21 protein-coding genes and 1 pseudogene are annotated in these 24730 nt (G+C 46.7%); 7 read left to right on the top strand and 15 right to left on the bottom strand.

The annotated features are described in order from the left end of the window. Positions 1–4 precede the first annotated feature (4 nt). The 6 genes from QZZ54_RS04670 to ylqF all read right to left on the bottom strand — a co-directional run bounded on the left by QZZ54_RS04670 (position 5) and on the right by ylqF (position 7012). Positions 5–2194 (bottom strand): OsmC domain/YcaO domain-containing protein, encoded by a 2190-nt coding sequence (locus tag QZZ54_RS04670; RefSeq protein ID WP_290699539.1) that lies wholly within the window; start codon positions 2192–2194, stop codon positions 5–7. A 365-nt stretch (positions 2195–2559) separates the two neighbouring features. Further along, a complete protein-coding gene (yegD, locus tag QZZ54_RS04665) occupies positions 2560–3912 on the bottom strand; it encodes a molecular chaperone (protein ID WP_290699536.1) in 1353 nt (450 codons plus the stop codon). A 262-nt stretch (positions 3913–4174) separates the two neighbouring features. Next, positions 4175–5353, bottom strand: a complete 1179-nt coding sequence (locus QZZ54_RS04660; RefSeq protein WP_290699534.1) for an NAD(P)/FAD-dependent oxidoreductase — start codon at positions 5351–5353, stop codon at positions 4175–4177. A 62-nt stretch (positions 5354–5415) separates the two neighbouring features. Next, positions 5416–5664, bottom strand: a complete 249-nt coding sequence (locus QZZ54_RS04655; protein ID WP_290699531.1) for a CDGSH iron-sulfur domain-containing protein — start codon at positions 5662–5664, stop codon at positions 5416–5418. Between the two features lie 90 nt (positions 5665–5754). Further along, complete coding sequence (locus QZZ54_RS04650; RefSeq protein ID WP_290699528.1) at positions 5755–6054, bottom strand: hypothetical protein; 300 nt, start codon at positions 6052–6054, stop codon at positions 5755–5757. Beyond that, a complete protein-coding gene (gene ylqF / locus QZZ54_RS04645) occupies positions 6044–7012 on the bottom strand; it encodes a ribosome biogenesis GTPase YlqF (protein WP_290699525.1) in 969 nt (322 codons plus the stop codon). Before ylqF ends, QZZ54_RS04650 begins: the two co-directional genes overlap by 11 nt. A 175-nt stretch (positions 7013–7187) precedes the next feature. Between ylqF and QZZ54_RS04640 the strand changes: the two genes are divergently transcribed. Beyond that, positions 7188–8414, top strand: a complete 1227-nt coding sequence (locus QZZ54_RS04640; RefSeq protein ID WP_290699522.1) for an HDOD domain-containing protein — start codon at positions 7188–7190, stop codon at positions 8412–8414. A 29-nt stretch (positions 8415–8443) separates the two neighbouring features. Here the strand turns inward: QZZ54_RS04640 and QZZ54_RS04635 are convergent, their stop codons facing one another. The 4 genes from QZZ54_RS04635 to QZZ54_RS04620 all read right to left on the bottom strand — a co-directional run bounded on the left by QZZ54_RS04635 (position 8444) and on the right by QZZ54_RS04620 (position 11974). Further along, complete coding sequence (locus QZZ54_RS04635) at positions 8444–9358, bottom strand: LysR family transcriptional regulator (RefSeq protein WP_290699519.1); 915 nt, start codon at positions 9356–9358, stop codon at positions 8444–8446. Positions 9359–9542: 184 nt separating this feature from the next. Continuing rightward, a complete protein-coding gene (locus QZZ54_RS04630) occupies positions 9543–10025 on the bottom strand; it encodes a universal stress protein (protein WP_290699516.1) in 483 nt (160 codons plus the stop codon). A 55-nt stretch (positions 10026–10080) separates the two neighbouring features. Continuing rightward, a complete protein-coding gene (locus QZZ54_RS04625; RefSeq protein ID WP_290699513.1) occupies positions 10081–11409 on the bottom strand; it encodes a TRAP transporter large permease in 1329 nt (442 codons plus the stop codon). 49 nt (positions 11410–11458) lie between these two features. Next, the gene (locus tag QZZ54_RS04620) at positions 11459–11974 is read right to left on the bottom strand and encodes a TRAP transporter small permease (protein ID WP_290699510.1); all 516 of its coding nucleotides are present in this window, start codon (positions 11972–11974) and stop codon (positions 11459–11461) included. 718 nt (positions 11975–12692) lie between these two features. On the opposite strand from QZZ54_RS04620, the gene QZZ54_RS04615 reads away from it, so the two are divergent. Further along, positions 12693–13274, top strand: coding sequence for a DUF2889 domain-containing protein (locus tag QZZ54_RS04615; RefSeq protein ID WP_290699507.1), 582 nt, complete (start codon positions 12693–12695; stop codon positions 13272–13274). Here QZZ54_RS04615 and QZZ54_RS04610 read toward each other — a convergent pair. Beyond that, the gene (locus QZZ54_RS04610; protein ID WP_290699504.1) at positions 13267–14148 is read right to left on the bottom strand and encodes a LysR family transcriptional regulator; all 882 of its coding nucleotides are present in this window, start codon (positions 14146–14148) and stop codon (positions 13267–13269) included. The genes QZZ54_RS04615 and QZZ54_RS04610 overlap by 8 nt on opposite strands. Positions 14149–14265: 117 nt before the next feature. Here QZZ54_RS04610 and QZZ54_RS04605 point away from each other — a divergent pair, with 117 nt between their 5' ends. The 3 genes from QZZ54_RS04605 to QZZ54_RS04595 are packed head-to-tail and all read left to right on the top strand — an operon-like array spanning position 14266 to position 17410. Next, positions 14266–15981, top strand: coding sequence for a sigma-54-dependent Fis family transcriptional regulator (locus QZZ54_RS04605; protein ID WP_290699501.1), 1716 nt, complete (start codon positions 14266–14268; stop codon positions 15979–15981). After that, entirely contained in the window at positions 15982–16401 is a 420-nt protein-coding gene (locus QZZ54_RS04600) for a heme-binding protein (RefSeq protein WP_290699499.1), read from the top strand. Beyond that, positions 16391–17410, top strand: coding sequence for an LLM class flavin-dependent oxidoreductase (locus QZZ54_RS04595; protein ID WP_290699497.1), 1020 nt, complete (start codon positions 16391–16393; stop codon positions 17408–17410). The genes QZZ54_RS04600 and QZZ54_RS04595 overlap by 11 nt, the downstream gene beginning before the upstream one ends. A gap of 325 nt (positions 17411–17735) precedes the next feature. Here QZZ54_RS04595 and cysB read toward each other — a convergent pair whose 3' ends face one another. The 3 genes from cysB to rluC form a co-directional block, all read right to left on the bottom strand. After that, positions 17736–18710, bottom strand: a complete 975-nt coding sequence (gene cysB / locus QZZ54_RS04590; protein WP_290699494.1) for an HTH-type transcriptional regulator CysB — start codon at positions 18708–18710, stop codon at positions 17736–17738. Between the two features lie 89 nt (positions 18711–18799). After that, the gene (locus QZZ54_RS04585) at positions 18800–19906 is read right to left on the bottom strand and encodes a DNA-binding protein (protein ID WP_290699491.1); all 1107 of its coding nucleotides are present in this window, start codon (positions 19904–19906) and stop codon (positions 18800–18802) included. A 22-nt stretch (positions 19907–19928) separates the two neighbouring features. Further along, on the bottom strand, positions 19929–20897 hold the full coding sequence (gene rluC / locus QZZ54_RS04580; protein WP_290699488.1) for a 23S rRNA pseudouridine(955/2504/2580) synthase RluC: 969 nt from the start codon (positions 20895–20897) through the stop codon (positions 19929–19931). 237 nt (positions 20898–21134) lie between these two features. Between rluC and QZZ54_RS04575 the strand changes: the two genes are divergently transcribed. After that, complete coding sequence (locus QZZ54_RS04575) at positions 21135–21371, top strand: hypothetical protein (RefSeq protein ID WP_290699485.1); 237 nt, start codon at positions 21135–21137, stop codon at positions 21369–21371. A gap of 34 nt (positions 21372–21405) precedes the next feature. Then, a complete protein-coding gene (rne, locus tag QZZ54_RS04570) occupies positions 21406–24357 on the top strand; it encodes a ribonuclease E (RefSeq protein WP_290699608.1) in 2952 nt (983 codons plus the stop codon). Positions 24358–24477: 120 nt separating this feature from the next. Here the strand turns inward: rne and QZZ54_RS04565 are convergent. Then, positions 24478–24730: pseudogene (locus tag QZZ54_RS04565) on the bottom strand (UDP-N-acetylenolpyruvoylglucosamine reductase); the annotation flags it as partial.

Below are 24730 nucleotides of genomic sequence, written 5' to 3'. Positions count from 1 at the left end.
CTAATTAATTAGTCGCTCTGGCTGCATGGAGTTTCTTATAACTCTCTATCAGCCTCAGGTGCTTATCCAAGCCTTCAAGCTTCATACTGGTGGGAGTCAAACCATAGAATTTAACCTCACCGTTAACCGATTCGACAACTTTGTTAATCACTTCTTCACCAAACATACGACGCAGGTTGTACAGGTAGTCTTCAAGCTCCAGTTCATCATCCTGTGCGATGACCAACACGGCGTTCATCGCTCGATAGAACAAACCACGTTCAACCGTGTTGTCATTGTATTGCAGGAAGCTGTCCACCAGCTCAAACGCCTCTTCATACTGCTGCAGCGCCAGATAGATCAGAAGCTTTAATTCGAGTATAGTGAGCTGGCCCCACACCGTATTTTCATCGAACTCAATTCCGATAAGGGTTTTGATCTCGGTGTAATTATCCTCTTCGCTCTCTTCCAGTCGTTCAACCAGATCGGCAAGTTGATCATCATCCAGCGTATGAAGGTTAAGAATATCTTCGCGGAAGTAGATCGCTTTGTTAGTGTTATCCCACACCAGATCCTCCACCGGATAGATCTCAGAGTAGTCAGGTACCAGCATCCTACAGGCAGAAGCACTCTGATCAGCCCCAAAACCGCCAAAGGTAGCAACATAGACCTCTTTACCCATCTTCTCAAGAATGCCCATCAGACGCCCACACTCCTCCTCGTTAGTCCCGGAGAAGTCCCATTCAACAAAGCTGTAATCTTGCTTCGCACTGAAGAAACGCCAGGAGATGACGCCGGTTGAATCGATAAAGTGTTCTACAAAGTTATTCGGTTCAGTCACTGCCTCACTACTGAATGTAGGTGGCGGCACATCATTCAGGCCTTCAAAGCTCCGACCCTGCAGCAGCTCAGTGAGACTACGCTCCAGTGCTACTTCAAAACTGGGATGGGCACCAAAAGAGGCAAACACCCCGCCGGTCCTGGGATTCATGAGAGTGACGCACATCACCGGGAACTGCCCCCCCAGAGACGCATCTTTAACGACGATCGGGAAGCCCTGCTCTTCTAGCCCCTGGATACCTGCCATAATACCCGGAAATTTTTCCAGTACATTCAACGGGACATCCGGGAGGACGATCTCCTGCTCGATTATCTGCCGCTTAACTGCCCGCTCAAAGATTTCAGAGAGACACTGTACTTTCGCTTCAAACAGGTTATTACCGGCGCTCATACCGTTACTGAGAAACAGGTTTTCCAGCAGATTCGAGGGGAAATAAACCGTTTCCTGATCAGACTGACGCACATAGGGAATGGCACAGATACCCCGCTCATAGTTACCCGAGTTGGTATCAATCAGGTTGGAGCCTTGCAGCTCACCCTCAGGGTTATATATCTCCAGACAGTAGTCATCCAGCAAGCCTGCCGGGACTGAATCCTCTTCATTAAGCGGGAACCACTGCTCATTCGGATAATGGACAAACTCAGCATTAGCAAGCTCTTCACCGAAGAACTGATCGTTGTAGAAAAAGTTACAGCTCAGACGTTCAATAAACTCACCCAGAGCGGAGCAAAGCGCACTCTCTTTCGTCGCCCCCTTACCGTTGGTAAAGCAGAGCTCAGAGGCCGAATCCCTGATATTCAGCGACCAGACGTTCGGCACGATATTACGCCAGGAGGTAATCTCGATCTTCATTCCCAGGGATTCAAGAATACCAGTCATATTAGCGATGGTTTTTTCCAGTGGCAGGTCTTTCCCCTCAATCATAGTATTTACACCATCATCGGGAATTCCCATCGCCATAATCGAAGCGTCCGCAGCCAGGTTTTCGACACTCTCAATCTTGAAATCCGGGCCTTCCTGAACGACTTTTTTGACCGTACAGCGCTCAATTGAACGCAGGATACCGGTACGATCTTTATCGGAAATCGACTCGGGTAGCTCTACCTGTATCTGAAAAATCTGGTTGTATCTATTTTCCGGGTCGACAATATTATTTTGTGACAACCTGATGTCATCGGTCGGAATATCACGCGCCTTACAATAAACCTTTACAAAGTACGCCGCACATAACGCAGACGAAGCCAGAAAGTAATCAAACGGACTAGGAGCAGAGCCATCGCCTTTGTAACGTATAGGCTGATCTGCGGTAACAGTGAAATCATCAAACTTTGCTTCAAGCCTGAGATTTTCTAAAAAATTTACTTTGATTTCCATTTGAATACTCTTTGCAGAATCGTGTAATACAGAATTGATGTTGGGAGCAGTAAGCCACTAAACAACGATGTATCGACGTATTTTAAACACTGACAAAACAGCCCGGTAGACCGCATGATTTGGCGGGCATTTTAACACTATCAATGGAATTAAAACGAAGACTATTTTGACGCCCATGCAAGCGATACCCCGACAACCCGGTAATTATATTTTGATTTCAAAGAACTGCTGTATGCCGACGTATAGAGCTCCATAAAGGCCGCTTATGCACAGCAGCCTCAGAATTTTTACTTTCAATAAGAACAACAGGAGAAATTTGGATCTGGAGCGATATCTATTCAGCCTGCGTAGCGTGACAATCGGGCTTATCTAAAACATAAATTTGCCCAGCGTGCCAAGCCTTCAGTCACTGAACTCAGAAAATTACCACTGGCTATGGGTGTATTGGGCAGTACTGATTCCACAACTTTTCTGACAATAGGAGAACGCGCAGAGCCCCCTGTTATGTACACCACATCCGGTGTCACCTCCCCTTGTAGCAGTATTTCTTCTATCAACCCTTTAATCTGGCGCATAGGTTCAGCAATAGATTTTTCCATCTGCTCTGATAATAGATGGATATCGACCGTCTCTGATAACAAATTTATATTCGCGATATAGTCTGATTGATTTGATAGCGCAATTTTTGCCTTTTCAGACTCTCCGACGACCATATGACCCAATGCTTTTTTGTGTACCTGAATGAGCCTTTCAATTTTTTCAGGATGCTTGGCATCCATACGTATTCGATTGAGCACGTCCAAATTTTGATATGAATAAAAGCTTCTTTGCGCATTTACATCATTCGTTGCAACCGCATCCCAAAAAGTCATCGTTGGTATTGCTTTGCCTGATTTGAAATCAGTTTCCTTACCAAATTCCGGCATAAACCGCTGAAAAGCGATAGCGATATCCAAATTATTACCGCCCACTGATTTTCCAGCATGAGCTAAAAGCGTCTCTGCACGATCCTTTTTTTCCAACCATTTAGGCCCCATACGTATCAACGAACAGTCAGATGTACCGCCGCCAATATCGACCACTAGTACATTCTTCTCGGAAGTTAAAGTCGATTCAAAATCCAGGCCTGCCGCTACGGGTTCAAATTGAAATTCAATATACTTGAATCCTGCTCTGGAAGCCGCTCTACGCAATATTCCTTCGGCCTGAATGTTAGATTTTTCACCACCCAGGGTATTAAAATTGACAGGCCTGCCAATTACCGTCTCACTGATATCTCGACCTAAATATGCTTGCGCCCTGTTTTTGACATTAGCCATCATGGCGCAGACAATATTTTCAAACAGTGCAAGCTGAGTTTCACGCAACTGCTGTGTGCCGAGAAAGGATTTGGGTGATTTAACGTAGTAGACAAAATCAGGGTCTTCCAGATACAGCTCTAAAGCCTGCTTACCAAAAAGCACATCGTCGGATTGTATCTTCAAACCCTCGGCACGGTTCTCAGCGATTGCATGTCTGAGCACCTCCTCTCCAACACTGCTACCGGGTAAAATATCCAGGCAGCTAAACAAATACTCAGAGACCGATTCACGGGTCGGAGCGCACAATGCTGACAAGATAAACGACTCGTTATCGGATAAAGGAATCGTTTGAACATGCCCGTCAACAACATGAGCAACCGAACAATTCGATGTTCCAAAATCAAAGCCAATCGCCATTACTCACCCTCAATTAATTATCTTTATTCAAAGACTGATTACAAATTTTGTGTCTTAGTTAAATTTACTCTCCCACGACAGTGGGATGACATAGCGGTTAAGTCGCTGCCAACTGAAGAGCTGTAGAAATATCCAGAATTTATGAAGTGACAACCGGAATTAGCCTGGCAAAGCGAAGGCCGGTTAACCTCACAAGCTTCTAATATATACGGTCTGTAGGTTATGCCAGCACAAATTCTTTGGCTATAGTGTCATCTGTGTACTAAACCGCCTGGCCCGCTGCAAAGCCTGAGGCCCAGGCCCATTGGAAATTGTGGCCACCTAAATGCCCGGTAACATCAAGGCATTCACCGATGAAATAAAGACCAGAAGTAGAATTAGATTCCATTGTTTTCTGATTGATTTTATTAGTATTTATACCACCAATAGTCACTTCTGCTGTACGATAACCTTCGGTGCCCGAAGGCTTGATCTTCCAACAACAGAACGCAGCGGTAATCGCTTCAAGCTGCTTGTTTGAGAAGTTACCCATCACGCCACTGAGCTCAAACTTAGAACAAAGTATTTGTGCCATCCGCTTACTCATCTGCTGAGCCATGATGGTAGTCAGTTCAGCTTTAGGGCGAGCTTCGCGCTGTTCTTTCAACCATTCAAAAAGGTCGATACCGGGAAACAGATCGATTTCGACCTCTTCACCCGGATGCCAATAGTTTGAAATCTGCAGAATCGCCGGGCCACTAATACCCCGGTGAGTAAAGAGCATCATCTCAAGAAAGCTGGTTTTACCTATTGTTGCCCTGACAGCATGAGACACACCGGAAAGCTCACTCAGGACCTCTTTATCCTTCGGCTGCAAAGTAAAAGGAACCAGAGAAGCTGTACGTGGCAAAACATCCAACGAAAACTGTTCAGCGATGTCATAGGCGAAACTGGTTGCTCCACCGTTAGGAATAGACAGGCCACCGGTAGCGATCACAACAGATCCGGCAGAAATATTGCCTTTGGTCGTTTGTAACTGGAAACCCGTTTCAGAAGACTTCAGCTTATGTACCGTTGTTTCAGTTCTGACCTCAACGCCTGCCCATTCACATTCAGTCAACAAAACCTGGAGGATCTCTTTGCTGGAGTCATTGCAAAACAGCTGCCCTAAGGTTTTCTCGTGGTACTCAACGCCATGTCGGTCAACCAGATCGATAAAATCCTGAGCCTTATAGCGACTCAATGCAGACTTACAGAAGTGTGGATTTTGAGAGATGAAGTTTGCAGGAGAATTGTGCATATTAGTGAAATTACAGCGCCCGCCTCCGGACATCAGAATCTTCCGGCCAACCTTCGCGGTATGTTCTAACACTAATACTGAGCGACCACGATAACCGGCGGTAGCAGCACACATAAGACCGGAAGCACCCGCCCCGACAATAACGACATCAAACTGTTGCAAGAGTCTCTCTTCCTAAAGCAAAAGAAGCGCATTGTACCCAGTCGTGATTGCCCTAGCGAGAATTATTGACTCTTATTGTGGCTACCATCGCAGAGTGGTTGAGTACCTGTTTGTTTACAGCAGCAGAGCGCTACTGTTTCAGACTTTCGAGCAATGAATACAATCGGATCTAACCCTGTACCCTGATGGGATCCATCACAGAAAGGTTGAGTGCTTGAACGACCACAGGCACACCAGCAATAGGTTTCGCCCTCTATGAGATCGACTCTGGCAGGCGCGTCGCCAGCACGATGAACATCAGCATGAGACATAACCTGATCTCCGTTTACTGCCTGCGAATAATGCCGCAGGTAACAGTAAACGTAGAGCACACAAAAGCAGAGATCAAACTATAGAAGGAATTATTCCTTTTCGGAGTCTTTCTGAACAACCTCTTCGGAATCTTTCTGACGAGCTTCTTCAGCTCGCTTAAGACGGCGTATCTTTTCGGCCAACGGCGTTTCGCGCTGCTGAGTAGTAGAACCTGCTTCTTGCTCTGCTTCGCGGGCTTTTTCGTAAACCGATTTACTCTTTTTCTTCTGTTCCAGGTTACGACGTCTACGACTTTCATAGCTATCAGGATCAGCCAGTTTTTCACTGCGACGCGGCACATCCAAAAATATAGGCTTCGGCGAACTGCGTTTTTTCTTTTTACGTGTCATATCTATTACCTTTATTTCGCTGAGCCGAGCGCTGGGCTTCTGATTCCGCCTCTAAACGCTCTTGCTCTAATCTTTCCTGCTCAATACGTTCAGCATCAAGCCGTTGCTGTTCCCACTTGTCGAGCCACTCTGTGACGGTCTCGTAGGTAATCTGGCCAAGCTGACCACTACGAAGTTCATTCAGCAGTATCTCAGAGGCCTTATGCAGATCAATTACACCACCAGGCCTTAGCCCACCGCGTTTACGGCCAATCTCTTCCAGCACCTGATCAGCATGATCAGGCAACTCTTTAAACTTATAGCGTGCAACCAGCAGGTCCGGATATTTTTCACGTAAAAAACCGGCGGCATAAAGGGCTACATCTTCAAACTCTATCGCCGTATTTTTGATCGCACCACTGGCAGCAAGCCTGTAACCAGAATCATAATCTTCGATTTTGGGCCACAACATGCCGGGCGTGTCTGACAAGGCCATACCGTTTCGCAGCGTAAAACGCTTCTGACCCTTAGTAACAGCAGGCTCATTGCCTACTTTAGCGATTTTTTTACCCAGCAAAGCGTTGATCATGGTCGATTTCCCCACATTGGGAATACCCATAATCATCGCCCGTACCTGACGGCCATTATTACTCCGGGAAGGCACCAACTTGTTACACATATCCGGAATAGTACTGATCAGTAGTTTCTGTGAGTAATCGATCATTACGGCCTGGGTATCAGGTAGGCTATTGTAGTAATCAACCCACTCCTGAGTGCGTTCAGGGTCAGCCATATCGCTCTTGTTAAGTAGCTTAATAACTGGCTTACCTTTCCCCAGATCTGAGACCATCGGATTTTCACTGGACACAGGTAATCTGGCATCGAGTATTTCGATGACCACATCAATCTCATCCATTACCTTAGCTATCTCTTTACGGGCCTTATGCATATGGCCCGGAAACCAGTTAATACTACTCATAATTAGGGTCTACTATTTCTGGGGCACACATTATACCTATAGCATACAAAACAGCGACTTCTTTCGACTAATATCCTACATTCAAAGTACCTGATATGGGCAACATCAGAGCTGACAATTGGGCCTACTAGCTATATGCTTGATTAACACGCAGTTTTCGATGGAAAGAGCAGACATGGACACCACTTCAGATTCTCAGGTTCTGATGGCCCGGCAACCGATTTTTGATCGAAGCCAACGGGTTGTAGCCTACGAACTGCTATACCGAGATGAGCAGGACACTGAACACGCTCTGTTTCGGGGAACCGGTGCTACCCGGGAAGTCATTCTTAATTCTTACACTAGCATCTCTGATCAGGGATCTCTCAAACGTGTTCCAGCATTTATTAACCTCACACGTGATCTTCTGATTTCTGATGATTTTCCAGAGCTGCCCCGTAAAAATATCGTAATCGAGATTCTTGAAGATATTAAAATAGACCGCGAGTTAATAATTGCGGTGCATCGACTAGCAAAAAGCGGCTATCGTATCGCATTAGATGATTTTATCTACAAACCTGAAGCGGTGCCTCTACTTAAGCTAGCCCACATTGTTAAGGTCGACGTTAAAGACTTGAACTTCGATCAAGTTGCTGAGCAAGTGCGACTTATCACCCCTTTCAAAGTCACTCTTCTAGCAGAAAAAATTGAAACCGTAGAAATGCTAGAAGAATGTAACAAACTTGGGTTTAAGCTATTTCAGGGACATTTCCTGAGCAAGCCAAAACTGGTTAAAGGCAAGAAGGTTGATCCGAATCAGGCAGCTCTTTTTGAGTTAGTCCAGGAGCTTCAAGACCAAAACACTACTCCCGAAAGACTTGAACATCTGATTATCCGTGATCCGGTCCTAACCTATAAACTACTGCGTATCGTCAACTCTGCAGCATACTCACTGGTGCGCAAGGTTGAGTCCCTGACTGAAGCTATCGTTATGCTGGGCATGGCACAAATCAGGAAATGGGCCACTTTGATCGCCCTGAATAATCAGAGCGGAAAACCTGAAGAGATTAGCCGTAGCTTACTGGTCAGGGGAAGAATGTGCGAAGAAGTTGCTCTTGCAGCCAAGATTAGCAATCACGGCAGCTATTTCATGGCCGGCATGATGTCCAACCTTCATCTACTTCTTGATATCGATCAGAAAACAATGCTTAAAGACGTACCTCTGAGCGATGACATTAAAAACGCCATCCTATTCAACCAGGGCAAAATAGGCGAGACACTGCTGTATGTCACTAACTATGAAGCCGGTGACTGGGACCTATTACCCAGCGACTTTGACTCCAATCTGTATGAGGCCAGTTACCGAAAGGCCCTGGACTGGAGTAAAGAGGCCATGCAGGCCCTCAGCGATCTTGAAGGCTAATAACAAAAAAGGCCGCTATGGCGGCCTTTCTAAACAACATCTTCCTGCTGCAAACTTTCTACTAACCACTCTTCAATAAACGCTATAAGCAGACCCGCTTTATAATTTTTATATTGGCGCTCGGGAAAAGCGACGAACAACCTGTCAGCACTAACATCATAATCCGGCAGTAATATCCTGACACTACCCTCCTCGATAAAGCGATCAGCCTCAAAACGAGCTAGCTTAGAGATTCCCTGGTGCGCCTGCATCGCCCCGATACTCACTAACGAGCTGTTGGCTCTTAGGCCACCCTTAGCCTGAACAACATATGTTCCTTCTGAGTTGCTCAGCGCCCACCGGTTCGCTTCTTTAGATGAGGTGCTTAGCAGACACTTATGCTCTTTAAGCTCTTCAGGAGTGCGTGGCTCACCGTGCAGCGCTAAATATTCAGGCGTAGCACAAAGCACCTGCGGGATAGTGGCCAACTCTTTTATATTAAGATCTTCATCGGGCAATATTGAATCAGCAATTCTAAAAGCCAGATCTACCCCCTCTTTAACAATACCCGCCGCCCCGTCATCCAGTACTAGGTCCAGTTGAATATCAGGATATCTTTCCATAAAGACGGGAATCGCTTTGGCAAGTAGCAACGAGCCAAAGGCGATATCACTATTCACTTTCAATAGTCCGCAAGGGGTGCCCTGAAGTTCGGTGACAAGCGTTTCAGCCTGTTCCACCTGGGAAAGAATTAACTGGCATTTCTCATAATACGCCGCCCCCGCTTCAGTCACACTAAGTCGCCGGGTTGTCCGCTCCAAAAGCGCTGCACCAACATGCTTCTCAAGGTGCGAAACCTGTTTACTGACCGACGAGCTAGAAACACCCAAATCACTGGCCGCGAGAGAAAAGCTCTGCAACTTTATAACACGGACAAAAACCTCCATAGCCGAGAGTACATCCATGAGCCGGTTTCTCCATATTAATGACCAAGTTTAAACTTATCAGGGCGCCCAGTAAGACACAATATTATTTCCAGCTAGGCACCAATCTTTGACAGGCAAAAAAAAGCGACACCATAAAAAATGGAGTCGCTTTTTAGCAGAATTTCAGATCATGCCGAAATCAGAAGACTGAAGTTTATTCAGCTTATAAAGGCACGATCAGAATAGGACGCTTAGAGTTCTGCATCACTTTGTTAGCAGTGGAACCCAACAAGAACTGCCCAACCGCAGAATGAGTTCGAGTCCCCATAACAATGACGTCAGCGTCGATATCATCAGCTACCCTAAGAATCGTTTTCCAGGGTGTTCCCTCTTCTACACGGGAGAGTATTGACCCTTCGGAAAGCATCTCATTCTCTTCAAGTTCAGTCTCACAAAAACGCGCAATTCTCCCTTCCATTTTACGCTTAAGGTTACCTAAACCCTCACCATGCATCTCATGCAGAGATTCTTCGCTCATCATGGTTTCAACCACACTCTTTGCAGATGCGCTGAGCGGCTCAATGATATGCAGATAGGTAATTTCAGAGTTGTAGTGACCACAAAGACTCACGGCGGCCCTGAACGCAGGACGAGAACCTTTATCAATATCTGAAGCGTATAGAATTTTTTTTACATCAGGCAGCATACTGTAACCCTCATAAATAAAGGCCCACAAGGGGCCTTAGATGCTTAATATGACTTTAACGATACAAGAGTTCCGGTAGGAACAGTGCAATCGAAGAGAAAAAGGTAACCATCGCCAGACGAATAATATCCGCACACCAGAAGGGTGTAACACCCTTAAAGATAGTACTGGCCTTAACGTCTTTAAGTACCGCGGCAAGAACAAACACATTCATGCCCACCGGCGGTGTGATCAGACTGATCTCTGTTACCACAACCACAACAATACCGAACCACACCAGATCAAAACCAAGGCTATCGACCAGAGGGAAGAAAATTGGCACCGTCAGAAGCAGCATAGACAGGCTCTCAAACACCATTCCCAGAACGATGTAGATTGCCAGAATAACCAGAATAACCACCATCGGAGGTACATCAAGTCCATTCACTAGCTCTAGCAGGTCTGCAGGAAGCCCTGCCCGGTTGATGAAGTTTGAGAAAATCAACGCACCGATAAGTACGGCAAATAGCATTGCAGATGTACGCGCAGTATCGGTGAGAATATCAAACAGGCTACCGAAGCTCAGCGAACGACGATACAGCGCGATGAAAAAGGCACCACCAGCACCAATACCAGCAGCTTCAGTCGGCGTGAATATACCACCGTATATTCCACCCATCACCACGCTAAACAGAGTCAGAACGCCCCAGACACCGTTCAGTGCTTGCATACGCTCAGGCCATTCCATTTTGTCACCGCAAGGACCTGCTTCAGGCGTGCGCCAAACGACATAACGTACGGCACATAAATAGAGCAGAATACCAATCATCCCTGGAATGAAGCCTGCAGCAAACAGCTCACGGATACTGGTTTCAGTCAGCAGACCGTAAATAACCAAAATAACCGAAGGTGGTATCAGGATACCCAGAGTACCACCCGCAGCGATGGATGCTGTCGCGAGAGAATCAGCATAACCATATTTACGCATCGGCGGCATCGCCACCTTCGCCATGGTTGCAGAAGTTGCCAGGCTAGACCCACATATCGCAGAGAAGCCACCGCAAGCCACAACAGTCGCCATTGAAAGGCCACCTTTACGATGCCCTAAAAAGGCATAAGAGGCGCGGTAAAGCTCATGAGAAAGCCCGGACTTCGTTACCAGGTTACCCATAAGTATAAAGAGAGGAATTACGGACAGACCGTACTCCTGAGAAGTGTCGACAACTCGTTTAGCCGCCATAGAGAGCGTACTATTCCAACGAAAGTCCATAAGATTATCGAACGTCAGTCCCTGCATATAAGCAAAGCCAAAGAACCCGACAATACCCATCGCAAAGGCGATAGGAATGCGGATGACCACGATAATCAACAGCAAAATTGCAAAACCAGTTAATGCAGTAATCATTCTGAAAATACCTGTAACGTTATCGGCGTATTAAAGAAGAAGGCCCAAATTAGTCTTCAGACTGAGTCAACAACCGGTATACACCGTAAGTGATCATAAGTGCAGCAGTTGCCCAACTCATGAACGCTATGTATTCAACGATGTAACCCACCGGCATCTCAAGAAACTCAGTTACCTCTTCACGACGTATCGATCTCTCAGCCAATTGAAAAATACGCGTTGCGAGAAAATACAGCGACGTAGACATCAACAGAGCCGAAAACAGCCCCAGAATCTTAATCAATGTATTTCCCAGCATCCGGTCAAGAATATCGACGACAACATGGCCACCCCGCCAAGTGATCACGGGCATTTCGGCGAAGACTAGGATTGCAATACCCATCTCCGTCAGCTCTGTTGCACCATCGACAGCATTGCCAAAGAAGTAGCGACCGAGCACATCCGCACAGGTCAGCGCCATCAGGAAAAATAGTGTTACAGCAGCAATCAACTCAAGAAAGAAAGCCAACCAGACAACCGGTCCTTTCTCCTCATAGTGCATTGAAAGCCAGGCACTAAAAGCCATATCAGACTCCTTATTTATTTCAACCGGCCTTTGATAACAGTTAGCCAGCTCGATTATTGTTTTAATGGATAGATTTGTGGCAGTTAGATTACGCAACCTAAAGTGTTTTCAACCCTAACACTTAAAGGACATGAGTCACCATCGCTTCCTGCTATCAGGCTCAGGTAATTTATAATTTTCATTCGATCGGTCTCCAGCACATACGTTCGATGCTCTTGAATCATGCCCAAGAGCTTAACGGGGATTATTCCCTCTTTATTATTTATTACCCGACCCCAGTCCAAAATTAATTGTCCGAGGTCAAGGTATTAGTTTAACCGAAAAACGATACCATTTAACAAAATAAATTTATTATTTCGTATCAAGTAGTGTCCGTTATACAGCTAACATTCCTCTGTGGTATACCGATAAGTCGCTCTTTACAGCTTATCAGCCTCTAAATTAGTTAACATGTTAACTTAATAAATCAGAAACGTAAATATTTTTTAGCTAACTCTTATTGAGACAAAAGCCCAACCCTTCTCACTTCTGGGTCTATTTTTGCCCAAATAAGAGAAACCACACCAGATTAGGGTTATATCAGCCTCGATACCCACATAAATAACCGTTAAAATCAGAGTATATATTGCTGTAACGAACAACAGCTTATGAACTAAATGAAGACATACGATAGCCTTTAACAGCTATTACACATTTATATTATAGAAAGAAAGGTCCTATGCCATTACCACAGCCTACTGAGCGCACACTGGAACACACTCGTACCGTTACATGCACAGGCTTTAAACGTGTCGATGGCTTATGGGATATCGAAGGACATTTGAGCGATATTAAAACGGCACCTATTGAGATTCGTGAACGCAACAACGGCGTTGTTGAGGCCGGCGAGCCGATTCACCTACTGGCAATACGGATTACTATCGATCTGGAATTGAATATCCACGACGCGGTTGCCAGCATGGACTATACCCCCTACCAGATGTGCCCTTCGATTGCAGATAGATACAAGCTACTCATAGGTACCCGCATAGCCCCTGGCTTTACCAAAAAGTGCAAAGAGCTTTTCAGTGGGACTAATGGATGCACCCATTTATTAGAGTTACTGGGTCCGATTGCTACCACTGCATTTCAGGCAACACATACAGAGCGCAAAGACATAGAGGGCTGGGGTGAGGGAAATACGAAGCCACACGTACTCAATACCTGCCATACTTTTGGTAGCTCAGGTGAGGTTGTTAAAAAATACTGGCCTAACTTTTACGAGCCAGAGAATAAGATCAAAGCGGAAAACATCAGTTAAGCTCTTGCGCCTGAGACATTATAAATTCAATAAACAATCGTGCTTTACCCGGAATGTATTTGCGCTCTGGGTATAGCATATGCACATCCCGGGGATGCGGCTGCCAACTTGGCATCAACTTTGTTAAACGCCCAGCACTTATGAGTTTCTCAACAACATAATCAGGTAAGTTAACTATCCCCAGGCCATTTTCTGCTGCCCGCGCAGCGAGATTGAGCTCATCAACTTTTAGCCGTACTTGCCCGGCTATTTTCACCTTCTCTCCTAATGGCCCGTTAAAATTCCACACTGGAGTTCTTCGGGAAACAATCAACGTATGCTGATACAACTCTTCTGGATGCTTAGGGATGCCACGACGGCTCAGATAATCATCACTGGCACAGACACTGAAACTGGACTCCATTAAAGGTCTGGAGATCCAGTTTTGCATATGCACATCGCCTATGCGAAATGCGACATCGACCCCCTCCTCAACCAGATCTATATTCCGATTTACTACAATCAGTTCAAGATTAATCCGTGGAAAACGCTCCATAAACTTAAAAAACCATTCCGCCAACAGATCGTTAGTCAGGCTGACCGGCGCCGTTACACGCAGCAACCCGGAAGGCTCAGCTAGTTCATCATCAAGCTCCTTTGCAGCAAACTCCAACTCTGTAAACAAAGGCTGACAACGATTATGGAACTTTTCTCCCGCTTCCGTCAGCACCATTTTTCGGGCACTGCGATGCATCAGCTTGTAGCCCAGATCATGCTCTAACTGTTGTACCTTGCGGCTCACAGTCGAAGTAGGAACCGATAGAGATTCAGATGCCGAAAGGAAACTCCCCCTTTCAACCACCTTTAGAAATATATAAAGATCCTGATAGTTCATATGATTACCATAAACCCATATTTGGGATCATATATTACAATTCTTCACCAACTTTTTATATAAGCAATCATATATGATGATTTGATAACAATCATAACGATCCAGAGTGCTTATTTAATGAATATTGCAACCGAACATCTAAATAATCAAAAGCGCCCTGATACCCAACAGCTATTCGAACAAGTACGATTCCAGAATAGCGATGGTACTGTTTGGTTCGGCGAGCAAAGAATGTTGTTGATGCAACTGGCATCGCTGACCAACTTTCGCAAAGAACAGATCCTCACAGTTGGCCTGGAGCGAGCTAAAGGCTTCTTTATGCGCCTGGGTTATAGCCTTGGACAGAAAGATGCAGAGTTAGTTAAACGCCTATCAGGCAATCTTGCTCCAGAAGAGCTGTTTCGTACGGGCTTTCAACTTCACGCCTTGAAAGGGTCCGTACGCGTCGAAGAAAAGACCTTGGAGATCGACCCGAAAAACCAACATTTCTTAGCCAAATTTACTATGCATGATGCCTATGAAGCAGAAATGTTTACGTCGGAATTGGGTTTAATTGACGGCCCTGCATGCTGGGCTCTGGTCGGGCACGCCAGCAGCTTTGCTTCTGAACTGTTAGGGCAGGAAATTATTTTCAAAGAGAAACAGTGTCGTGGTTGCGGTGATCACCTGTGCCTGTTTGAAGGACGCCCGGCAACGGAGTGGGAAGACTACCAAACCTACCGTAACTACTTTAAATCATCCCCTATTATTGAAGAACTGTACGAGCTACAGGATCAGATATCCGTACTGCGGCATAAAATCGACAACAGCTCTAGTTTAGGCAATTTTATTGGTAAGTCCGATGGCTACCAAAAAGTTTGCAAGCTCGCAAAAAAAGCATCTACGGGGAAAGTTTCTGTCCTGCTATTAGGCGAAACCGGTGTCGGTAAAGAACTGGTAGCTAAAGGGATTCACAAGAATTCAGAAAGATCAGAGCAGCCTTTCATCGCCGTTAACTGTGCAGCGATTCCCCCCGATCTAATAGAAGCAGAGCTATTTGGCGTCGAAAAAGGAGCTTACACCGGCGCGACACAATCACGAGAGGGACGCTTTGAACGAGCCCATAAAGGCACCATATTTCTTGATGAACTGGTTGAACTGAGCCCACGCTCTCAGGCGGCACTTCTTCGTGTCCTTCAAGAAGGCGAGTTAGAACGAGTAGGTGACACCCATACCCGCAGTGTTGATGTCAGGGTTATCGCCGCAACCAATGAATCCCTGAGCAAGGCCGTCGAAGAGGGACGCTTCAGAGCCGACCTTTACTACCGCCTAAACGTCTATCCCATTGATATCCCTCCCCTGCGCCAACGCCGGGAAGACATTTCGATGCTGACAGATCATTTTCTTAAAAAATACGAAGCCTTCTACACCAAAAAGACCCTGGGGCTATCAGACCTGGCGATGAAAGCATTACTAAACTATCGCTGGCCCGGCAATGTTCGAGAGCTTGAAAATGTCATAGAACGAGGACTCATCCTGGCAGAGAGCGGTGAATCTATTGACGCACAATACCTGTTTCCTAGCATGAACATGGGACAGGACAGCCAGATCATTTCACCTGAAGGAGAGCTGATTAACGCACCGACCTCTTCGAATGAGTTATCTCCGGATAGTACAGACTGGATGGATCAGGCACTGGATCAGATGGGGTCATTAGAAAAGGTTGAAGAAGCACTACTACAACACTCTCTAGTGCGCGCCGAGAACAATGTGGCCGAAGCAGCAAGATTATTGGGTGTAAGCAGGCCTACCCTGGCATACCGGCTGAAGAAACTGAATATAGAGGTAGTATAAATGCTGTTCGAGCAAAGTCAGAAACTCATGGCGGATGCAGTCGAATGCTCCAGACAGATGGGTATAAACATCAATGTCGCTGTCTTTGACCAGGGAGGCAATCTCTGCGCATTCCTGCGAATGGATAATTCCCCTTTAGGCTCCGTTGAAATAGCCCAGAAAAAAGCACGTAGTGCCGTTCTGTTTGGCGCACCCACCGAAGCGTTAGGTCAGTTAGTGAAAAATCAGCGACTAGACAGTTTCGAGCAAACCAACAACGGCCTGATTCTGTTTGCCGGAGGTGAACCTGTGTACCAACAACAACGACTGATTGGCGGCGTAGGAATCTCAGGAGGAGCCGCTGCAGAAGATAAAGAGATAGCGTTAACGGCCATCAGAATGTCAGGCCTGAGTAATACGAGGACTAAAGATGAATCTTAAACTCAGCGTTATAGACCAGGCTCCTGCCCATAACGGACAGTCTCAGAGCGACGGCCTACACTACTCAACACAACTTGCTCAATTAAGTGAAGAGCTTGATTACCATCGTTACTGGATAGCTGAACACCACGATACTCGTAGCTACTCCAGCTCATGCCCGGAAATTCTAATTTCCCACATTGCGCAGAACACCCAAAAAATTCGTGTCGGTAGTGGCGGGGTTATGCTCTCCCATTACAGCCCCTTAAAGGTAGCTGAAACTTTCCGCACACTGGAGGCCCTGAATCCCGGCCGGATTGATCTGGGAGTTGGTCGTGCACCTGGGGGAACAGATATGACCAGTAAAGCGCTGGCATTTCCTAACCAACCAAATAGTGCCGAGTTATATCCTCAGCTGTTAAGCGATCTCAGTGGATTCATTCATGACAACCTTCCCGAAGAACACCCCTTTGCGGGCATTAATGCCACACCGATAAATAGTGCATCTCCAGAGCTTTGGACCCTGGGTTCCAGCTCAGGCAGTGTAGATCTGGCCGCAGAGTTGGGACTAGGGTTTGTGCTTGCCCTGTTTATCGGAACCCATGAACGGCCTGCGGAGATTTTTGAGCGATACAAAAAACGATTCCGCCCAAATGGCAAAGGCCTAGAGAAGCCCCAGACGATTCTCTCTGTTGCTTGCCTTTGTGCAGATAACAAAGAGGAAGCAGCCTATCTGGCAGCGCCAAATATGTATTGGAAAGTGATGGCATTTCGCCACGGGATTCGCGAACACATTCGCAGTCCTGAAGAAGCGTTAGACCTGTACAGTAAACTGCCGATCTCAGATCAGGCCTACTATCAGGAAACATTGAGGTCTGTTATCAGCGGCTCTGCTCAAGAGTGCCGGGAAGAACTGGAAAACCTGGCAGATCATTACCGAGCCGAGGAACTGATGCTGGTAAATGTCACCTATGATTTCGAAGACCGCTGTAACAGCTATAGAAAACTGATGACCGAATTCAAGAAATAACTTCGATCTTTATACATAAAGCCTGTTTTTTTATCTAAAGCCTTCAAGCAACAATTTGAAGGCTTTAGGCATCACCCTTGAAAATCATATTGGACTATTAACCAACGAGGCTGTAGTCCTTCCACCCCGATTCAAACCAGACCAGACCACTTCGAGCTGATTATACTTAGTCATCAATAACTCAAGAACGGAGCAAAAACTGAGGGGCGAATTAGCTCAAAGTTGAGACCGATGAATTTTAAAAGCTCACCTTTTGCTTACGCCGAAGACAAAAAAAACCTCTTAGGAGGTTTTATTTAATATACATATTCTTCAACCCAATCAACTATAAATTGGGTAACTCCTGCCCTGCAAAGATCTCTTCAATTTCGGCACGGCTACTACAAGATTGTACCTGGCGTACGACCTCCGGAGTCAAATGCGGCGCAAACTGCTGGATAAAGTCATACATATAGCCACGCAGGAATGTCCCTTTGCGGAAGCCAATTTTAGTCGTACTGAACTCAAACAGATGGCTTGCATCCAAAGCAACAAGATCACTATCCAGTTTTTCATCAAAGGCCATAGTCGCAATAATGCCTACACCTAAACCCAGACGCACATAGGTTTTGATAACATCAGAGTCTACCGCGGTGAATACCACCTTAGGCTCCAGCCCTTCTCGCTTGAAAGCATCATCAAGCTTAGAGCGACCAGTAAATCCAAATACATAGGTAACAATCGGACACTTCGCGACATCCTGAAGCGTCAGCTTTGAGACCTGAGCCAAGGGATGGTCTTTCGGTACCACGACGGAGCGATTCCAGCGGTAACATGGCATCATAATCAGATCATTAAAATGTGCCATCGCCTCGGTAGCGATCGCAAAATCAACCGAGCCATCAGCCGCCATCTCAGCAATCTGCATCGGAGTCCCCTGATGCATATGAAGAGAAACATCTGGATAATTTTTCATGAAACTATGAATAGTCACGGGCAACGCATAGCGTGCCTGAGTATGAGTCGTCGCCAGATCCAGGCTGCCCATTTTCTCATCACTGAATTCCTGAGCGACCTGTTTAATACTTTCGACTTTACGAAGAATATCACCAGCAACTTCAAGAATCGCTTCACCGGCGGGTGTTACCCGGGTCAGATGCTTACCGCTTCGGGCAAACACCTCTACGCCAAGCTCATCCTCAAGCAAACGAATCTGCTTGCTGATCCCTGGTTGTGAGGTATAAAGGCTTTGCGCCGTGGCTGATACATTCAGATCATGACGGGCAACTTCCCAGATGTAACGCAGTTGCTGCAATTTCATTTATACCTCCAACACCTAAAAACAGATATCTTAATAACTTTTAATTATAATACACGGTTATCAGAACAGGTGAAACTCTCACTAAACGATCAGGCTAAACGGCTGCGAAGACGTCGAATTTCCTCTTCATGGGAGGCAATTTTCTTATCTAAGGATACCAGTCGGGCGTTAGCACGCATGACCTCCTCATCTTTATCTTTTACCTGACCGCGGAGCATATTTTCACGTCGGGATGCATCATTGACTGTGCCAATATTTTTCTGATTAACCCGCTTCAGCTCCTCTTTTGCCTCGCTCACTTTATCTTCGAGACGTTTGCTACGATTCTGTTCGGACAACAAAGCACTACTCAGCTGACCTCTCTCCCTGACGCTCTGACTGTCATCACTTTGATAGCGTTTAAGTTCAGTTTCCAGTGTTTTAATCTGAGTTTTTCCGGTATCCAGCTTTACATCTTTCTTGGCCACTAACGCCTGAAGATTATGGATATCTTTAGTCAGTGCAGATTCTTTGCGGCCACACTCATCTCTCAGCTTCTCTAATGCACTGCGATAATATCGGGTATCCGCTTCAGCTTTAGCGACCTGATCCAAACCATGTCGCTGCTCTTCCAACACCCGCTGATCAAAGGTTCTCTTTGAATCATCCATCTTCTTCTGTAACAGGTTAAGTTCCTGCTCAGTATTCAGGCGACGCTGTTCTTCAGTCTTCTGCTCTGTCGTTACAGTAGCCAGATTGATTTTTAAAACAGATATCTCAGCATCGAGGACTTGAACCTGATGCTTTTCCTGTTCCAACTGCTGTTGAACTTCGCGGAAAACCTGATCCATTTCCGCTTGCTGGCTTTGCGCCTTAAACAGCTCGGTTTCAGAATGACGACGTGCATCATCACTCGCCAACTGCTGATACTGTTTATCAGATGTCAGCGTGGACTGTGCCTCCTGAACGGCGTGTTGCCATAAAGATTCTACGCTGTGAACTAAAGATTCAGGCAGCCCAGGCATTTTAACCGATGCATCACCGAACATTTGGATACGATCCGGCAATACAGTCCACCACTGTTGCAACAGCTCGCTTAAATCCTGCTCTTGCGCACCAAGAGTTTGAGCCAGTTCAACGGCATTGGGTGATTTACCACTTTTCAGCATAAGATCTGCTGCTTTATTAAACGCTTCAGTACTAATCTGTTGACTCATTAATCACGCCTTACCGGGCTATTTAAAGCCCGTCAATGTTTTGCAATTTTTTTAAACCAGCTTCCAACTCAGCTCCCAACGGAGCATGGAAAATTCTCCTGCCCCCGGAAGGCAAAGGCACCCGCAACTCAGCAGCGTGAAGAAACAAACGCCGAATGCCGTAACCTTTCATCTCACGATTCATCTCGTCAGTGCCATACTTATCATCGCCAATGATGGCATGACCTGCAAACAGACAATGAACTCTGATCTGGTGGGTGCGGCCCGTGATGGGGCGAGCTTCAACCAGCGTTGCGAAACCACCAAAGCGCTGAAGCACCTTGTACTCGGTTAACGAAGCCTTACCCATAGGGTGGGCTTTTACTCTCCGCTCACCGGACTGGAGTTCATTTTTTTGCAGTGGCGCATCTACTTTGGTTTTTCGTGTCGACCACTTTCCCTCAACCAAAGCATGATAAATCTTAGTAATTTTCTTAGCTTGAAGCGCCGCATGAAGGAAACGCAATGCGCTACGCTTCTTAGCAACCATAATGCAGCCGGAGGTATCCCGATCAAGCCGATGAACCAGCTCAAGAAACTTTGCCTCAGGACGGATTTGACGGATGCTTTCAATAAGCCCCAGGCTAATACCACTACCACCATGCACAGCCAGACCAGAAGGCTTGTTAAGAACGATGATATCACTGTCCTCAAAGAGTATAGCTGCTTCAATCAGCTCCTTCAGGTTCTCGCTGACAGTTGCCTGCGGCTTCTCTTCACTCAGCCTGAGTGGAGGTACTCTAACCAAATCACCTTCCTGCAGGCGATAATCAGGCTTGATCCGCTTTTTATTTACCCGAACCTGGCCTTTCCTCAGTATTCGGTAAATCAGGGTTTTAGGGGCTCCCTTAAGACGGGTGCGAAGGAAATTATCAATCCGCTGGCCCTGCAGCTCAGAATCAATTTCGAACCATTGAACGGCTGGGGCTGGAGATGTATTTTGTTCTGACATATTAATTAGATATCGGACCTTTCGATTGATGCTGTCTGTTTAAGCTGCTATATTCTAGCGCTGCTGCGGGCAGTTGGCTTTAGCTAATTTGAAATTCCCGGTTTTTTTGCCATATAGTTCTTAAAATCAAGCAAATGACCGGTTTGAATCCCCTGTACAGCATTAAATTAAAAAGAATTACTACGTATTTCATCTAGCTGGCAATGCCCTGAATTGCAAAACCAGTTGGAGGTGAAGATGTCAGTTGCCCAGAACCTGCCACTATTAACCGGCAGCAACAGCCTGATCAGACTCTATAAAGAAGTCGATATGAGGCAACTGTTTCCTTCACCGTCGATAAGACTTGCACGCATAACAAAGCGTACAAGCGAAGAAGTTAAGCACAAGAGTCGCTACGAAGACTTGGTTTGCCGTGTCCGGCAGTACATATCGGACACCTCTCTGTGTGGCTTACGGCTAGATGAACTGCGTTAGTGTTATAAGAGAACGCTAACAAACAATGAAAAGAATGCTAATTAATGCAACTCAACAAGAAGAGTTGCGCGTTGCCATGGTTGATGGTCAACGCCTCTACGATCTGGATATGGAATCCAGCTCCCGTGAACAAACTAAAGCCAACATATACAAAGGCAAGATAACCCGGGTTGAACCTAGCCTGGAAGCTGCTTTTGTTGATTATGGTGCTGAGCGCCATGGCTTTTTACCCCTCAAAGAAATCTCTCGCGAATACTTTAAGAAAGGCTCCGACAAAGGTGGACGCCCGAATATTAGAGAAGTCCTCGCTGAAGGTACTGAAGTCATTGTTCAGGTAGATAAAGAGGAGCGCGGCAACAAAGGTGCTGCCCTCACGACCTTTATCAGCCTGGCTGGTCGCTATCTGGTACTGATGCCGAACAACCCTCGTGCCGGCGGCATCTCTCGCCGTATCGAAGGTGATGATCGCAAACAGCTTAAAGAAGCAATGGACGGAATGAAAATTCCACCTAAGACTGGCGCTATTGTCCGCACTGCGGGCATAGGTCGTTCTTCTGAAGAGCTTCAATGGGATCTGGATTACCTGATGACTCTTTGGGAAGCGATTAAAACCGCATCCGACGAGCGTCGCGCACCATTCCTTATCTATCAAGAAAGCAATGTCGTTATTCGTGCGATTCGTGATTATCTACGACAGGATATCGGCGAAGTACTGATCGACAAGCCTGAAGTCTACCAAGATGCTCTGAACTTCGTTCAGCAGGTCATGCCAAGCTATCTGAACAAGATCAAGCTTTATGATGAGCAGATCCCTCTGTTCAACCGCTTCCAGATCGAGAGCCAGATTGAAACCGCTTTCCAGCGTGAAGTACAGCTGCCATCTGGCGGTTCTATCGTAATAGACCCGACTGAAGCCCTGGTATCTATCGATATCAACTCTGCCCGTGCAACCCGCGGTAGCGATATCGAAGAAACAGCGCTGCAAACCAACCTTGAAGCTGCTGACGAGATCTCTCGTCAATTACGTCTGCGTGATATTGGCGGACTTATCGTTATCGACTTTATCGATATGTCACCAATCAAAAACCAGCGTGAAGTTGAAAACCTGATGCGCGACTCCCTCAAAGTGGATCGTGCCCGGGTACAGCTGGGTCGCATCTCTCGCTTCGGTTTGATGGAGATGTCACGCCAGCGCCTGCGCCCTTCTCTGATAGAAAGCCGTGGCGCTGTTTGTCCTCGCTGTAATGGCCAGGGCACCGTACGTGACACTGAATCTCTGGCACTGTCTATTCTGCGCCTGATTGAAGAGGAAGCGTCGAAGGATCGTACTGCACAGATCAGGGCAATATTGCCTGTTTCTGTCGCCACCTTCCTGCTGAACGAAAAACGTAAAGAAGTTCATGATGTTGAACTTCGTAACAACGTTCGCGTAGTTGTGGTTCCGAATCCAAACATGGAAACACCTCACTACGAGGTTGTACGCCTGCGGGACGATCACACAGTCATTAATACCAATGACGCCAGCTATACGCTTCAACCAGAGCCTGAAGCTGAGCCGCAGATGGAAACAGCTAAACCACTGCCTGTTCGCGAAAGCGCTGCGGTTAGCACTGTCGCTCCAGCTACGCCTGCGCCTGCACCGGCACAAGCTCCAGTTCAACCTGTAGCAGCTAAACCCCCAACCCCAGCCAAGCCATCATTTTTCGGTAAAATCTTCGGTGCTTTGTTTGGTGACTCGAAAGCGGAACAGCTCAAAGCCAAACAGGAACTAGAGCAAGAAAAGGAAAAAGAAGAGCGGAACAAAAAGCAGCGGGGCCGCAAACGTACGAATAACAGACGTGACCGTGGTGACCGTGACCGCAACCGTAACCGTAATGAGCGCCGCGACAGCGATAAACTTGTTGATAACATCAGCGAGAACGTTGAAGCCAAAGCACCTGTAAAAGACGATCAGGAAAAGTCTGTTGAGTCTAACCAGGGACGCTCTCGCAACCGTCGCCGCAACGAGCGAGGCAATAGCCGTCAGCAAGAGCCGCAGACAGAAGAGCAGAACGAACCCAAGCCTAAAAACGAACAGGATCAGCCCGCCGAGAAGAACGAAGATGGTCGCCCTCGCGGTGAGCGTCGTCGTGGACGTCGTCGTCGCGGTGAGCGCAGCGGCAAGCGTACTGCTGACACCTCTGTATCGACTACAGCTAATGACTCTGTTTTAACTAATGAAGAACAGGCCATTAATACTGAAGCAACGATTGAAGATGTTTCTGTTTCTGTAGAGCAGCCGATTGCGGAAGTTAAAACTGAAGCTAAATCTTCTGAGGCTCCACGTAAACGCCGTCAGCGTAGCCGCGGTCCTAAGAGAGATAATGCAGCAGATTCAGCGAAACTAGAAGCCGAAGCGACTACTTCTCCTGCCCAGGCTACTGAAGCCCCTGCGGTTGAAACTCCAGTTGTTGAAGCGCCTGCAGTAGAAACTCCAGTAATTGAAACTCCAGTAGTTGAAACGCCTGTTGTTGAAGCCCCAGTTGTTGAAACGCCTGTAGTTGAAACTCCAGTGGTTGAAGCGCCTGTAGTTGAAACTCCGGTAGTTGAAGCTCCGGTAGTTGAAGCGCCAGTAGTTGAAGCTCCAGTAGTTGAAGCTCCAGTAGTTGAAGCGCCAGTAGTTGAAGCTCCAGTAGTTGAAGTTCCAGTAGTTGAAGCTCCGGTAGTTGAAGCGCCGGTAGTTGAAGCGCCTGCCGCTAAGACTGAACAGCCTCGGCCAGCTGGACGTCGTGTTCGTAAGCGTCCAGAGTTTACCGCACCAGTTGTTGCTTCTGAGGAAGTAGTCGTGACTCCACCTCCTCGTCGCGAAGCACCTGTTGCTGCCAACCCTGAAGCTGCTGCACCACGTCAACGCCGCACACGTCGGGCACCAAATGATCCGCGCACTACTGCGGCTAATGAAGTTCCTGTAAGCGACACAGACTCCAGCGAGAATAGCGCAATCTGATTCTCAGGAGTAAAAAAGCCGGCTAATTAGCCGGCTTTTTTGTGTCTACTATTCTATTTGTTTATTTCAAAAGCAGGGTTGTTAAACAAGAGATTCAGTCTACCTGACGAAAGCCATCTACTAGGGATAACAGCGAGGTTCAATCTCAAGCATTACCCCGAAGTTTGTATATACATCGGCTTGAATATCCCCCGCCAACTCTAGAATATCCTGCCCACTGGCATCACCATAATTCACCAACACCAGCGCTTGTTTTTCGTAAACACCGGCATCACCCTCCCGACGCCCCTTCCAGCCTAACTGATCGATCAACCAGCCTGCGGCTAATTTGCTATAGCCAGGCTTATCAGCAAAAGACACCAACCCTGGGTAA

The sequence above is a fragment of the Amphritea sp. genome (assembly GCF_016744155.1).
Lineage (GTDB): Bacteria > Pseudomonadota > Gammaproteobacteria > Pseudomonadales > Balneatricaceae > Amphritea.
The sequence above is the reverse complement of the archived record's forward strand: the minus strand, read 5'-3'. Positions and strand labels throughout refer to the sequence as shown.

Coding starts and splice junctions, on each gene's coding strand:
- QZZ54_RS04670 (WP_290699539.1), bottom strand. CDS start 2,194: ATGGAAATCAAAGTAAATTTTTTAGAAAATCTCAGGCTTGAAGCAAAG.
- yegD (WP_290699536.1), bottom strand. CDS start 3,912: ATGGCGATTGGCTTTGATTTTGGAACATCGAATTGTTCGGTTGCTCAT.
- QZZ54_RS04655 (WP_290699531.1), bottom strand. CDS start 5,664: ATGTCTCATGCTGATGTTCATCGTGCTGGCGACGCGCCTGCCAGAGTC.
- QZZ54_RS04650 (WP_290699528.1), bottom strand. CDS start 6,054: ATGACACGTAAAAAGAAAAAACGCAGTTCGCCGAAGCCTATATTTTTG.
- ylqF (WP_290699525.1), bottom strand. CDS start 7,012: ATGAGTAGTATTAACTGGTTTCCGGGCCATATGCATAAGGCCCGTAAA.
- QZZ54_RS04640 (WP_290699522.1), top strand. CDS start 7,188: ATGGACACCACTTCAGATTCTCAGGTTCTGATGGCCCGGCAACCGATT.
- QZZ54_RS04635 (WP_290699519.1), bottom strand. CDS start 9,358: ATGGATGTACTCTCGGCTATGGAGGTTTTTGTCCGTGTTATAAAGTTG.
- QZZ54_RS04630 (WP_290699516.1), bottom strand. CDS start 10,025: ATGCTGCCTGATGTAAAAAAAATTCTATACGCTTCAGATATTGATAAA.
- QZZ54_RS04625 (WP_290699513.1), bottom strand. CDS start 11,409: ATGATTACTGCATTAACTGGTTTTGCAATTTTGCTGTTGATTATCGTG.
- QZZ54_RS04620 (WP_290699510.1), bottom strand. CDS start 11,974: ATGGCTTTTAGTGCCTGGCTTTCAATGCACTATGAGGAGAAAGGACCG.
- QZZ54_RS04615 (WP_290699507.1), top strand. CDS start 12,693: ATGCCATTACCACAGCCTACTGAGCGCACACTGGAACACACTCGTACC.
- QZZ54_RS04610 (WP_290699504.1), bottom strand. CDS start 14,148: ATGAACTATCAGGATCTTTATATATTTCTAAAGGTGGTTGAAAGGGGG.
- QZZ54_RS04605 (WP_290699501.1), top strand. CDS start 14,266: ATGAATATTGCAACCGAACATCTAAATAATCAAAAGCGCCCTGATACC.
- QZZ54_RS04600 (WP_290699499.1), top strand. CDS start 15,982: ATGCTGTTCGAGCAAAGTCAGAAACTCATGGCGGATGCAGTCGAATGC.
- QZZ54_RS04595 (WP_290699497.1), top strand. CDS start 16,391: ATGAATCTTAAACTCAGCGTTATAGACCAGGCTCCTGCCCATAACGGA.
- cysB (WP_290699494.1), bottom strand. CDS start 18,710: ATGAAATTGCAGCAACTGCGTTACATCTGGGAAGTTGCCCGTCATGAT.
- QZZ54_RS04585 (WP_290699491.1), bottom strand. CDS start 19,906: ATGAGTCAACAGATTAGTACTGAAGCGTTTAATAAAGCAGCAGATCTT.
- rluC (WP_290699488.1), bottom strand. CDS start 20,897: ATGTCAGAACAAAATACATCTCCAGCCCCAGCCGTTCAATGGTTCGAA.
- QZZ54_RS04575 (WP_290699485.1), top strand. CDS start 21,135: ATGTCAGTTGCCCAGAACCTGCCACTATTAACCGGCAGCAACAGCCTG.
- rne (WP_290699608.1), top strand. CDS start 21,406: ATGCTAATTAATGCAACTCAACAAGAAGAGTTGCGCGTTGCCATGGTT.